The following is a 13287-nucleotide window of genomic DNA, read 5'->3' on the forward strand; positions in this document are numbered from 1 at the left end:
AATGACAAGAACCGTACGCATCGGCTGCGCCTCTGCCTTCTGGGGCGACACCTCCACTGCCGCCGCCCAACTGGTGCATGGCGCCACGCTGGATTACCTGGTCTTCGATTACCTGGCCGAGATCACCATGTCGATCATGGCTGGTGCTCGCCTGAAGGACCCGAATGCCGGCTTCGCCACCGACTTCGTCGAGGTCCTGGCCCCCCTGCTGCCAACAATCGCGGAGAAGAAAGTCCGCGTGATCAGTAACGCCGGCGGGGTCAACCCGGTGGCCTGCGCCAGCGCGCTGGCCGCCGCCTGCGAAAAGGCCGGTGTGTCCCTGAAGATCGCCGTGCTGCATGGCGACAACCTGCAGCCCAGGCTGGGCGAACTGGCCAAGTCCGGCATCCGCGAAATGTTCAGTGATGCACCGCTGCCGTCCATGTGCGTTTCGGTGAACGCCTACCTGGGCGCGCCCGGCATAGTGGCTGCCCTGGAACAGGGTGCCGACATCGTCATTACCGGCCGGGTGGTGGACAGCGCAGTGGTCAGTGCTGCCCTCGTTCATGAGTTCCGCTGGGCCTGGAGCGATCACGACAAGCTGGCCCAGGCCGCCCTCGCCGGTCACCTGATCGAGTGCGGTGCCCAGTGCACCGGCGGCAACTTCACCGATTGGGAGTCGGTACCGGATTACGAACACATCGGTTTCCCCATCATCGAAGTCGAGGCCGATGGCAGTTTCTGCGTGACCAAGCCGGATGGTTCCGGCGGCCTGGTCACGCCTTTCTCGGTCGGCGAGCAAATGCTCTACGAGATCGGCGACCCACGCGCCTACCTGCTCCCCGACGTGGTCTGCGACTTCACCCAGGTCACCCTGGAGCAGGCCGGCCCGAACCGTGTGCGTGTACTCGGCGCCCGCGGCCTGCCGCCGACACCGCAATACAAGGTGAGCGCCACCTACCCGGACGGTTTCCGTTGCACGGCCAGTTGCCTGCTGGCCGGCATTGATGCGGTGAAGAAGGCCGAGCGGGTCAGCCGCGCCATCATCGCCAAGACCGAGGAAATCTTCGCCGAACGCGGCTGGGGGCCCTACCGCGAGGTGAACATCGAGCTGCTGGGCAGTGAAGCCACCTACGGCCCCCATGGCCAGCGACAGGACAGCCGCGAGGTGGTGATCAAGATCGCCGTCAGTCACAGCCGCAAGGATGCCCTGGTGCTCTTCTCCCGCGAGATTGCCCAGGCTGCCACCGGCATGGCGCCGGGCCTGACCGGCATCGTTGGCGGCCGCCCCACCGTTTACCCGGTGATCCGTCTGTTCTCCTTCCTGGTGGACAAAGCCGCCTGCCACCTGGACGTGGAAATGGACGGCCAGCGCCGCCCCTGCGACCTGCCAAACCTGGAAGGCTTCGACGTCGCTGCCCTCGCCGACGACCTTCAACCGCCTGCCGCCGATGGCCAGGCCAGTGCCAGCGTGCCCCTGGTGAAACTGGCGGTGGCGCGCTCGGGCGACAAGGGCAACCACAGCAATATCGGCGTCATGGCGCGCAAGCCGGAGTACCTGCCCTGGATTGCAGAAGCCCTGACACCAGAAGCGGTGGTCGACTGGATGGGCCATGTGCTCGACCCACAGCTCGGGCGCGTCGCGCGCTGGTACCTGCCGGGCAGCCATAGCCTGAACTTCCTGCTGGAAAACGCCCTGGGTGGCGGCGGTGTCGCCAGCCTGCGCATCGACCCGCAAGGCAAGGCCTTTGCCCAGCAACTCCTGGAATTCCCGGTGCCGGTGCCCCAGGCCCTGGCCGACAGCCTCTGAGGACGCAATCCATGGCATACGATTCGGTATTCAAGCCCGGCCTGTTCAGCGACCAGACCATCATGGTCACCGGCGGCGGCAGCGGCATCGGCCGTTGCACCGCCCATGAGCTGGCGGCCCTCGGTGCCCACGTGGTGCTGGTCGGTCGCAAGCCGGAGAAGCTGGAGAAGACCGCTGGCGAGATCATCGAAGACGGCGGCAGCGCCAGTTGGCAGGCCTGCGATATTCGCGACGAAGACGCGGTGAAAGCGATGGTCGCTGCCGTGCTCACCGAGCGCGGCGCCATTCACCACCTGGTCAACAACGCCGGCGGCCAATACCCCGCCCCGCTCGCCTCGATCAGCCAGAAAGGTTTCGAGACCGTGGTGCGTACCAACCTGGTGGGCGGCTTCCTGGTAGCCCGCGAGGTGTTCAACCAGGCCATGAGCAAGGCCGGTGGCAGCATCGTCAACATGCTGGCCGACATGTGGGGTGGCATGCCCGGCATGGGCCATTCCGGCGCCGCCCGCGCCGGCATGGAGAACTTCACCAAGACCGCCTCCATCGAGTGGGGCTACGCCGGGGTGCGGGTCAACGCCGTGGCACCGGGCTGGATCGCCTCCAGCGGCATGGACACCTACGAAGGCGCCTTCAAGGCCATCATCCCCACCCTGCGCGAACACGTACCACTCAAGCGCATCGGCAGCGAATCGGAAGTGGCCGCTGCCATCGTCTTCCTGCTCTCCCCCGGCGCCGCCTTCATCAGTGGCAACACCATCCGCATCGACGGCGCCGCCAGCCAGGGCAGCCGCGCCTTCCCGCTGGCCAAGGCCAGGCCCGGCCAGAGCAAGGCCTACAACGGCTTCCACCGGGCCTATCTGCCCGACGTGCTGAAGGACCAGGAATGATGGCCGTAATCCAATCCGAACTCGACGCCCTGGGCGAAGACTTCGCCAGGAACCGCGAGGCCATGTTGGCCGCCATCGCCAGCTTCCGCGAGATCGAACAGAAGGTGCTGGACAAGGCGGCCGAGGCCAAGCCGAAGTTCGAAAAGCGCGGCCAACTCCTGCCCCGCGAGCGTCTGAACCTGCTGCTGGACCCGGGCAGCCCTTTCCTCGAACTCTGCTCCCTGGCCGGCTACAAGCTGCACGACGACAAGGACGGCACCCAAGCAGGTGGCGGCATCATCGCCGGCATCGGCTACATCGCCGGCACCCGCTGCCTGATCAGTGCCAGCAACAGCGCCATCAAGGGCGGCACCATCTCCCCCACCGGGCTCAAGAAGACGCTGCGTCTGCAGCAGATCGCCATGGAGAACAAGCTGCCGATGGTGGCCCTCACCGAAAGCGGCGGTGCCAACCTCAACTACGCGGCGGAAATCTTCGTCGAGGGTGCTCGCGGCTTCGCCAATCAGGCGCGAATCTCCGCCATGGGCATCCCCCAGGTCACGGTGGTGCATGGCTCCAGTACTGCCGGCGGCGCCTATCAGCCCGGACTGTCGGACTACGTGATCGTGGTGCGCGGCAAGGCCAAGATGTTCCTCGCCGGCCCTCCCCTGCTCAAGGCGGCTACGGGTGAAGTGGCCACAGACGAAGAACTGGGTGGCGCCGAGATGCACGCGCAAGTGGCCGGCACTGCCGAATACCTGGCGGAGAACGACGCCGATGGCCTGCGCCTGGCCCGCGACATCCTCGCCATGCTGCCCTGGAACGCCCAACTGCCAGTCCGCGCCAAGCCCGAATGGCACGAACCGCTGTACAGCACCGAGGAGCTGCTGGGCGTGGTTCCGGCCGACCCGAAGAAGCCTTACGACGTGCGCGAGATCATTGCCCGCATCGCCGATGGCTCGGAGTTCCTCGACTTCAAGAACGAGTTCGACAGCCAGACCGTCTGCGGCCACCTGCGCATCGAAGGCCGGCCCTGTGGCCTGATCGGTAACAACGGCCCGATTACGCCGCAAGGTGCGTCCAAGGCGGCGCAGTTCATCCAGTTGTGCGAACAGGCCAACGTGCCGCTGCTGTTCCTGCACAACACCACCGGTTTCATGGTCGGCACCGAATCCGAGCAGCTGGGCGTGATCAAGCACGGTTCGAAGATGATCCAGGCCGTTGCCAATGCCCGTGTACCCAAACTCACCCTGGTCGTGGGTGGTTCCTACGGAGCCGGCAACTACGCCATGTGTGGCCGGGGTCTGGACCCGCGCTTCATCTTCGCCTGGCCAAACAGCCGCACGGCCGTGATGGGCGGCGCCCAGGCCGGCAAGGTGCTGCGCATCGTCACCGAGGAGAAGCATGCCAAGGAGGGCAAGGAGCCCGACCCGAAGATGCTCGACATGCTCGAACAGATGACCGCGCAGAAGCTCGACAGCCAGTCCACCGCCCTCTACGGAACCGCCAACCTCTGGGATGACGGCCTGATCGACCCCCGTGACAGCCGACGGCTGCTGGGCTATCTGCTGGATATCTGCGCGGAGGCCGACGCCCGCCCGCTCAAGGCCAACAGCTTCGGCGTGGCCCGGTTCTGATGATTCGATAAGGAGAACAACACATGATCTTCACCCAGGAACACGAAGAACTCCGCCGCACGGTGCGCAATTTCGTCGACAGGGAGATCAACCCCCACGTCGACCAGTGGGAGAAAGAAGGCCGCTTCCCCATCCACGACATTTTCAGGAAGGCCGGCGAGCTGGGCCTGCTGGGCATTTCCAAACCGGAAAAATTCGGCGGCATGGGCCTGGACTACAGCTACTCGATCGTCGCAGCCGAAGAGTTCGGCACCATCCATTGCGGTGGCATTCCCATGTCCATCGGCGTGCAGACCGACATGTGCACGCCGGCCCTGGCCCGTTTCGGCTCCGATGAGCTGCGCGAGGAGTTCCTGCGCCCGGCCATCACCGGTGAAATGGTCGGCTGCATCGGGGTCTCTGAAGTAGGCGCCGGCTCAGACGTGGCGGGCATGAAGACCACCGCCCGCAAGGACGGCGACGATTACGTGATCAACGGCAGCAAGATGTGGATCACCAACTCCCCCAGCGCCGACTTCATCTGCCTGCTGGCCAACACCTCGGACGACAAGCCCCACGTCAACAAGTCGCTGATCATGGTGCCGATGAACACCCCCGGCATCACCCTCAGCGCCCATCTGGACAAACTCGGCATGCGCAGCTCCGAGACCGCCCAGGTATTCTTCGACAACGTCCGCGTGCCGCAGCGCTACCGCATCGGCCACGAGGGCGCCGGCTTCATGATGCAGATGCTGCAGTTCCAGGAAGAACGCATGTTCGGCGCGGCCAACATGATCAAGGGCCTGGAGCACTGCGTGGACGTCACCATCGACTACTGCAAGGAGCGCAAGACCTTCGGCAATCCGCTGATCGACAACCAGGTGATCCACTTCCGCCTGGCCGAGCTGATGACCGAGATCGAAGCCCTGCGCGCGCTGGTCTACCAGGCCGTGGAACTCTACGTCAGCGGCAAGGACGTCACCCGTCTCGCCTCCATGGCCAAGCTCAAGGCCGGCCGCCTCGGCCGCGAAGTCACCGACGCCTGCCTGCAGTACTGGGGCGGCATGGGCTTCATGTGGGACAACCACGTCTCCCGCGCCTACCGCGATACGCGACTGGTTTCCATCGGCGGCGGCGCCGACGAAATCATGCTCGGCATCATCTGCAAACTGATGGGCATTCTGCCCGGCAAGAAAAAGGGCTGAAGGCCTGCAGGATGGGTGGAGGCGCGTCGCGCCGATACCCATCGCCCCATGATGGGTATCGCTCCGCTCCACCCATCCTACAGCCCACGGACGAACCAACGAGGACAGCGGCATGAGTGGATTGCCGAACTGCGAAACCCTGCTGCTGGAACAGGCCGGTGGCGTGCTGCATGTCACCCTGAACCGGCCGGACAGCCGCAACGCCATGAGCCTGGCCATGGTCGAGGAACTGCGCGAGGTGCTGGCCGCCACGCGCAATGACGCCAATGTGCGTGCCTTGGTGCTGCGCGGTGCCGGTGGCCACTTCTGCGCCGGGGGCGACATCAAGGACATGGCCAGCGCGCGGGCGACCGGCAGTACCGCCTACCAGGCGTTGAACCGCGCCTTCGGCCGCCTGCTGGAGGAAGCCCAGGCACAACCCCAGGTGGTGATTGCGGTGTTGGAAGGCGCAGTGCTCGGTGGTGGATTCGGCTTGGCCTGCGTCTCGGATATCGCCATTACCCTGCAAGGCGCCCAGTTCGGCCTGCCGGAAACCAGCCTCGGCGTGTTGCCGGCACAGATCGCACCGTTCGTGGTCAAGCGCATCGGCCTGACCCAAACCCGCCGTCTGGCCCTGACCGCCGCGCGATTTGACGGCTCCGAAGCCCTGCGCCTGGGCCTGGTGCACTTCGCCGAGGCCGATAGCGCCGCCCTGGAGCAGCGCCTGACTGAAAGCCTCGAGCAGGTTCGCCGCTGCGCCCCTGGCGCCAACGCTCGGACCAAGGCCCTGTTGCTGGCCACCGAAAGCGAGCCTATTGGCCCGCTGCTGGACAGCGCTGCAGAGCAGTTCGCCCTGGCCGTCACCGGCGCCGAAGGCACCGAGGGCACCCTGGCCTTCGTGCAAAAACGCAAACCCAGCTGGGCCGAGTAACCAGCGCCCATACCGAACAGCCCCCTCTTCCTTCGGGAAAGGGTTGGGGAGAGGGAAACAGTCCATGCCCAGCTTCAACAAGATCCTGATCGCCAACCGCGGCGAGATTGCCTGCCGAGTGATGCGCACCGCCCAAGCGCTCGGCTACCGCACGATCGCGGTCTACAGCGAGGCCGACGCTGATGCGCGCCATGTGCAGCTGGCGGACGAAGCGGTTTGCATAGGCCCGGCTCCGGTCGGTCAGTCGTACCTGTCGATCAACGCCATCATCGGTGCCGCACAGAAGACCGGCGCCGACGCCATTCACCCCGGCTATGGCTTCCTCTCCGAAAACGCCGACTTCGCCCGTGCCTGCGAGGCTGCCGGCATCAGCTTCATCGGCCCGACGGTGGAAGCCATCCACCTGATGGGCAGCAAGCGCCTCTCCAAACTGGCCATGCTGGAGGCCGGCGTACCCTGCATTCCCGGCTACGAAGGCGCCGAACAGGACGACAGCACCCTGGCACGCGAGGCCGAGCGCATCGGCTATCCGCTGATGATCAAGGCCAGCGCCGGTGGCGGCGGACGCGGTATGCGCCTGGTGAAGGGCCCTGGAGAACTGGCCACACAACTTCGTACCGCCCGCTCGGAGGCACAGAACGCCTTCGGCAGCGCCGAGCTGATTCTGGAGAAGGCCGTCCTGCAGCCTCGCCACGTGGAAATCCAGGTGTTCGGTGACCAGCAGGGCAACCTGGTCTATCTCGGCGAACGCGATTGCTCCGTGCAGCGCCGCCACCAGAAAGTCATCGAAGAAGCCCCCTGCCCGGTCATGACCCCCGAGTTGCGCCAGGCGATGGGCAAGGCTGCCGTCGAAGCCGCCCGCACCGTCAATTACGTCGGCGCGGGTACGGTGGAGTTCCTGCTGGATGCCAGCGGCGACTTCTACTTCCTGGAAATGAACACCCGCCTGCAGGTGGAGCACCCGGTCACCGAACTGATCACTGGCCAGGACCTGGTCGCCTGGCAGATCCGCGTCGCCGAAGGCCAGCCGTTGCCACTGCAGCAGGATGAAATCCGCCTGGACGGCCACGCCATCGAGGTTCGTCTCTATGCCGAGGACCCCGCTGCTGGCTTCTTGCCCCAGACCGGCAATGTGCTGCGGTGGGAGCCGGCGGAGCTTCCCGGCATTCGCATCGATCACGGGCTGGAGGAAGGCCAGGCCGTTACGCCGTTCTACGACCCCATGCTGGCCAAGGTCGTCGCCTGGGGAGACACCCGCGATGAAGCCCGACGCAAACTGGCGCGGGCGGTGGAGGACTGCGTATTGCTGGGGGTCAAGGCTAACCAGCGTTTCCTTGCCAACCTGCTCAAGCACCCAAGCTTTGCCGCCGGTAACGCCACCACGGCCTTCATCGGCGAAGAGTTCAGCAACGATGCCAGCCTGAGCAGCCAACCCGCCTCGCCGGGCGAACTCGCCATCGCCGCTACCCTGCTCTACCAAGCCTCGGCATCGGCCAGCGCCCACCAGGGCGGGCTGGCAGGCTGGCGCAGCTCCGGCAACGCACCCTGGCGCCTGGTGCTGCGTCACGGCGAGCAGAAGCACGAAGTGGAGCTGTCGGTACAGGAGTCCGGCGTGCAGCCACGACTGCTGGCCAACGTGGGCGAGGCTGAAATCGCCATCCGTCTGCTGCGAACCGATGGTCGCTGGGCGGTGGTGGAACTGGACGGCATCCGCCGCCGTGTTGCCTACCATCAACAGGCACAGCAACTCTGGCTCTTCGGCCACAACGGCAACCTGGAACTTCAGGACATCACCCACGAGCCGGCCGGTGGCCAGTCTGGTGCCGGCTCGGGCATGGTCAAGGCACCGATGGACGGCGCCATCGTCGAGGTGCTGGTGAGCGAAGGCGAACGGGTCAGCAAGGGCCAGCTGTTGGTCGTCCTGGAAGCCATGAAGATGGAGCACCCGCTGAAAGCCGGCGTGGACGGGGTGATCCGCCGTGTCCAGGTCACCCGCGGCGACCAGGTCAAGAGCCGCCAGTTGCTGGTGGAAGTCGAAGAGGCCCTGTAAGGGCGAGTTCATTCGCCAAGGGCCGCATCGCGGCCCCATGACAACAAAAACCAGGAGCACTGCAATGTCACTGTCCGGCAAGACCCTGTTCATCACTGGCGCCAGCCGCGGTATAGGCCGCGAGATCGCGCTGCGCGCCGCCGTCGACGGCGCGAATATCGTCATCGCCTCCAAGAGCGCGGAAGCCCACCCCAAGCTCGCGGGTACCATCTTCAGCGTGGCAGATGAAGTGGAAGCCGCCGGCGGCAAAGCCCTGCCCCTGCAACTGGACGTGCGCGACGAGAACGCAGTGCGTGAGGCCATGGCCAAGGCCGCCGAGCACTTCGGTGGCATCGATGCCCTGGTCAACAACGCCGGGGCCATCCGCCTCACCGGCGTCGAGCATCTGGAACCCAAACGCTTCGACCTGATGTATCAGATCAACACCCGCGCGGTGATGGTCTGCAGCCAGGCCGCCCTGCCCTACCTGAAGCAAAGCGCCAGCGGCCATATTCTCAACCTTTCGCCGCCGCTCAACCTGGCACCAAAGTGGTTCGCCCAGCACGGCCCCTACACCATCACCAAGTACGGCATGAGCATGCTCAGCATCGGCATGAGCGATGAGTTCAAGAAGTACGGCATCAGCGTCAACTCGCTATGGCCCAGAACCATCATCGCCACCGCCGCCATCGAGTTCGAGCTGGGTGGCCGTGACGCCTTCAAGCGCGCCCGCACCCCCGCCATCATGGCAGACGCGGCTCACGCCATCCTCTCCAGCACCGACCGCAGCATTACCGGCCGCCTGCTGATCGACGAAGAGCTGCTGCGCGAACAGGGCCAGACCGAGTTCGAGCAATACCGCTACGACCCGCAAGGCGGCTCGCTGGTGCCGGACCTGTTCCTGGATTGAGAACACCCCCGGTTGGCGAAACACACCTGTGGGGGCGAATTCATTCGACCCCACAGAGATCTCTCCCCCTCCGCTGATTTGCCCATCTGCCTTCATCCCGCCGCGCCAGGGTCATGGCGGGGTTTGGCCGCCCGTTCTAGAGTCGGGAAAACGCCTGCGTACAACAACGACAACACGCGAGAATCATGAGCCAAGCCGAACTGATCTCCCCGCTGAGTTTCATCGCCCGCCTGCCGGCCAACCTGCCACGCCTGCCGCGCATGCTGCTGGGCCTCTACTACACCGGCATCCGTAACCGCGAGAAGGCGCTTTCCCTGGGCTGGGCCCTGGAGCGCGCAGCACGGTTGTATCCGCAGCGTCCGGCGGTAATCGACGAGCAGCGACGGCTCAGCTATGCCGAGTTCAATGCCTGGAGCAACCGCCTGGCCTATGCCCTGAAGGCCGAAGGTGTAGCCCATGGCAGCGTGGTGGCGGTAATGCTGGAGAACCGCATCGAAGTGTTGGCGGTGCTCGGGGCCCTGACCAAACTGGGGGCCATCGCCGCGATGGTGAACACCACCCAGCGTGGCAAGGTGCTGAGCCACAGCCTCACGCTGGTGAAGGCCCGGCATTTCGTAGTGGGCGAGGAGCTGCGTGGCGCCTTCGACGACGTTCGCGACGAGCTGGACGATGCCCGTCGCTGCTACTGGGTAGCCGACAGTGACAGCCTGACCGAACCCGGCGACGCTCCGCCTGGCTGGCAGAACCTGATGCGCCTTGCCCTGGGCCAGTCCAGCGACAATCCGGCGGAAACCGGCCAGGTGCGCCTCAAGGACGCCTGCTTCTACATTTACACCTCGGGCACCACCGGCATGCCCAAGGCCTCCATCCTCAGCCACGGCAAGTGGATCAAGGCCTACGGTGGCTTCGGTCACTCGGGCCTTGGCCTTGGTGAGAACGACGTTTTCTACCTGACGCTACCCTGCTACCACAACAACGCAGTCACCGTGAGTTGGGCCTCAGTGCTGGCCGGTGGCGCCGCCATCGCCCTACGCAGGAAGTTCTCCGCGAGCAATTTCTGGAAGGATGTGGCGCGCTACCAGGCCACCTGCTTCGGCTATATCGGCGAACTGTGCCGCTACCTGTTGAACCAGCCACCCTGCCCCGAGGAGCAGGGCAACAGCCTTTCCTGCATGATCGGCAATGGCCTGCGCCCATCGATCTGGGCCGAGTTCAAGGCGCGCTTCGGCATCGAGCGCGTAATGGAGTTCTACGCCTCCAGCGAAGGCAACATTGGTTTCACCAATGTGTTCAATTTCGACAATACGGTGGGCTTTTCCCCGGCGACCTTCGCCATCGTCCGCTACGACCAGGAAAACGACCGCCCCCTGCGCGACCGCCGAGGCTTCCTCCAGGAAGTAGCCAAGGGCGAGTCGGGCCTGCTGATCAGCGAGATCAGCCCGAAATGGCCGTTCGACGGCTACACCGACCCCGCCAAGAGCGAGGCGGTAATCCTGCGTGACGTGTTCAAGAAAGGCGATGCCTGGTTCAACACCGGCGACCTGATGCGCGGCATTGGCTGCAAGCACGCGCAATTCGTCGATCGCCTCGGCGATACCTTCCGCTGGAAAGGCGAGAACGTCTCGACCACCGAGGTGGAGAACGCACTGGGTGCCTTCCCCGGCGTGGAGGATGCTGTGGTCTATGGCGTGGAAATCCCCGGCACCAACGGACGCTGTGGCATGGCCGCGCTGCGCCTGGCCAGCGGCGCGCAGCTGGATGGCCAGGCCCTGGCCAAGCACCTGGACCGCGAGCTGCCGGCCTATGCCTCGCCGCTGTTCGTGCGCCTACTGGATGAGGTAGAGACCACGGGCACCTTCAAGTACAAGAAGACCGACCTGAAGAAGCAGGCATACGACCCGGAAGCGGTGAACGCCCCCCTCTTCGCGCGCCTGCCTGGCGACTCGGGATTCCGCCCGCTGGACGGCAGCTTGTACGAGGCCATTCAGCGTGGGGAGTATCGGTTCTGAAGTGGGTGCTGGGCGCTTGCAAGGTGGCGGGAACGAATAGACCCCGCATGGGTATCGCTTCACTCAACCCGTCGTGTGGCCGTGCACACTGCCCGGCTTGCAAGCCCGCTCTAGCGCTTGAATTCGAACTGCAGTTCGGCGCCTTCCACGGAACGCCAGTAGTCGTCTTCCCGTTCGTTGGTGATCAGTTTGCCGTTGAGCTGGAACGGACTTTCCGGGGTGGGCTTCTCCACGAACATCTGCGGTAACAGCGGCTGTTCCGACAGAGCGTCGGTCACATCGCCCGGCGCCAACTGATCAACCAGATCCCTGGGCAGACTGAGATCGAGCTTGGCCTTGGGCAGCGGTGCCGCGGCAGTCGCGGCTTCTGGCGGCTTATTGGGTTGTGCCGGCACGGGAGGCGGCGGCACGGGTTTCGGGGTCGGTACCGGCGGTGGCGGAACAGGCTTTTGCAGAGGTGCAGGCATGACCGGCGCAGCCGGCTCCGGAGTCGAGGGCGTCGACTCCGGGCTGGCAGAGATGGGCGGCGGCGCGGGAGGCGCCTTGGGCTGCGACGGCGCGTCCTTGTCGCACGCCGTGAGCAACGTCAGTGCCAGAGCGGCACAAAGCAGATGAATGGAACGCATGGAGGCTCTAGCAGGGGTAGTGATGGCGCCATGCTCCACCTTCGCCCCTACGCTGGCAAGCCTGGCGCGACCAATATCAGCGGTCACGCTCCAGCTCTCGCAGTTCGGCGGCGATGTCCCGTTGTGGATAGCGAATCTGCAACTCATCCAGCAGTTTGTGCGCCTCCTCGCGTTTGCCTGCTGCATTGAGTTCCAGCACACGACGCAGACTCGCTTCCGGTTCGGGGAGCGGCGCGGCCTTTGCCAGTTCCTCTTTGGGGGCGGACTCACCCAGATGCCTAGGTTCTACCTGACGCGCCTCGACCTCGGCGCTGCTGTCCGCCATGGCAGAGGCTTTCTTTTCCGCCTGTGGAGGACTGGCCAGGGTGGCCGGTGCCGCCCGGGACATCGGCGCTGCCGCCGGAGCCGGCGTGGAATACGGCGCGGCAGCGGCAGGGGGCGCATCGAATCGCTGCTCAGCCTCATCCTGGGTGCGCAAGGTCAGGCTCAAACCAATGCCCAGTGTCGCGAAACCGGCCAGGGCGACCGCCCAGCGTTGCCGGCCTCCGGCACCGAACAACCAGCCGTGCAAGTCACCAAAGGATGGGAGGGGCTCTGGCCGATTCTGCGCCGCCTGGGCGGCTGCCGCCGCGAGGATGCGCTGGTCCAGTGCCGCCGAGGGTTCGTCGTGGCTGTGGCAGCGGTAGTGTTCGAGCAGTTCCCGTTCCATGGCGTCCGGCTTGTGCGGGTCTTGGTTCATGCGGATACCTCCTCGGCCGCGGCCGGGTCGGCCAGCAGCCGACGCAACTTCTGCAGGGCGTAGCGCAGACGGCTCTTTACCGTCTCGGCCGACGTGCGGGTGAGTTCGGCGATCTCGGTCAGCTCGAGGTCACCATGGGCGCGCAGCAGGAACACCTCGCGCTGCTCGCCCGGCAGTTCGTCCAGGGCCGCGCGCAGACGCTGCTGGTCCTGGCTGAGGGAAAGCTCCCGCTCCGGATCAGGACTGCTGCCCGGCAAGGCGTCGCCGTGCAGGGCTTCGTCGAAGGCTTCCTCGCGGCCCTGCAAACGGCCGTGTTTGCGCCAATGATCGATCAGACGATTGCGGGCGATCTGGTAGAGCCAGGTCTTGAAACTGGCCTGGCCACGCTGCTCGGACTCGCTGCGGATCAGGTTCAGCCAGGTTTCCTGGAAGATCTCCTCGGCCAGGGCACCATCGCCGCAAAGACCGCAGAGAAAACGGTAGAGACCGAGGCGATGGCGGGCATAGAGCACACCAAAGGCCTCGGCATCGCCGTTACGGTAACGCCGCAACAAGTCGGCGTCGTCATCCGTGAGAGTCGCGTTCACG

The 13287-nt window shown here is 65.3% G+C and carries 11 protein-coding genes; 8 read left to right on the top strand and 3 right to left on the bottom strand.

Annotation, left to right across the window (positions count from 1 at the left end; genetic code table 11):
• Window position 1 precedes the first annotated feature (1 nt).
• The 8 genes from G559_RS0108600 (at window position 2) to G559_RS0108635 (ending at window position 11334) form a co-directional block, all read left to right on the top strand.
• Window positions 2-1789, top strand: a complete 1788-nt coding sequence (locus G559_RS0108600; protein WP_028627835.1) for an acyclic terpene utilization AtuA family protein — start codon at window positions 2-4, stop codon at window positions 1787-1789.
• Between the two features lie 11 nt (window positions 1790-1800).
• Window positions 1801-2676, top strand: coding sequence for an SDR family oxidoreductase (locus tag G559_RS0108605; RefSeq protein ID WP_028627836.1), 876 nt, complete (start codon window positions 1801-1803; stop codon window positions 2674-2676).
• Window positions 2676-4292 (top strand): geranyl-CoA carboxylase subunit beta, encoded by a 1617-nt coding sequence (gene atuC, locus G559_RS0108610; RefSeq protein ID WP_028627837.1) that lies wholly within the window; start codon window positions 2676-2678, stop codon window positions 4290-4292. Before G559_RS0108605 ends, atuC begins: the two co-directional genes overlap by 1 nt.
• Before the next feature lie 23 nt (window positions 4293-4315).
• Entirely contained in the window at window positions 4316-5476 is a 1161-nt protein-coding gene (gene atuD, locus G559_RS0108615) for a citronellyl-CoA dehydrogenase (protein ID WP_028627838.1), read from the top strand.
• Window positions 5477-5588: 112 nt separating this feature from the next.
• Window positions 5589-6386 carry an enoyl-CoA hydratase/isomerase family protein gene (locus G559_RS0108620; protein ID WP_028627839.1) on the top strand — a complete coding sequence of 266 codons (798 nt, stop codon included), beginning with the start codon at window positions 5589-5591 and terminating at the stop codon, window positions 6384-6386.
• A gap of 64 nt (window positions 6387-6450) precedes the next feature.
• Window positions 6451-8436, top strand: a complete 1986-nt coding sequence (gene atuF / locus G559_RS0108625; RefSeq protein WP_028627840.1) for a geranyl-CoA carboxylase subunit apha — start codon at window positions 6451-6453, stop codon at window positions 8434-8436.
• A 64-nt stretch (window positions 8437-8500) separates the two neighbouring features.
• A complete protein-coding gene (locus G559_RS0108630) occupies window positions 8501-9325 on the top strand; it encodes an SDR family oxidoreductase (RefSeq protein WP_028627841.1) in 825 nt (274 codons plus the stop codon).
• Window positions 9326-9510: 185 nt separating this feature from the next.
• Window positions 9511-11334: a long-chain-acyl-CoA synthetase gene (locus G559_RS0108635; protein ID WP_028627842.1), complete on the top strand. Its 1824-nt coding sequence runs from the start codon at window positions 9511-9513 to the stop codon at window positions 11332-11334.
• Window positions 11335-11444: 110 nt separating this feature from the next.
• On the opposite strand, the gene G559_RS28705 is transcribed toward G559_RS0108635, so the two are convergent.
• From G559_RS28705 to G559_RS0108650, 3 genes are all read right to left on the bottom strand, one after another.
• Window positions 11445-11960, bottom strand: coding sequence for a hypothetical protein (locus G559_RS28705; protein WP_036997157.1), 516 nt, complete (start codon window positions 11958-11960; stop codon window positions 11445-11447).
• Between the two features lie 76 nt (window positions 11961-12036).
• A complete protein-coding gene (locus tag G559_RS0108645; protein ID WP_028627844.1) occupies window positions 12037-12699 on the bottom strand; it encodes a hypothetical protein in 663 nt (220 codons plus the stop codon).
• Window positions 12696-13286, bottom strand: a complete 591-nt coding sequence (locus tag G559_RS0108650) for an RNA polymerase sigma factor (RefSeq protein WP_028627845.1) — start codon at window positions 13284-13286, stop codon at window positions 12696-12698. Before G559_RS0108650 ends, G559_RS0108645 begins: the two co-directional genes overlap by 4 nt.
• Window position 13287: the final 1 nt, after the last annotated feature.

The organism is Metapseudomonas resinovorans DSM 21078 (genome assembly GCF_000423545.1).
Lineage (GTDB): Bacteria > Pseudomonadota > Gammaproteobacteria > Pseudomonadales > Pseudomonadaceae > Metapseudomonas > Metapseudomonas resinovorans.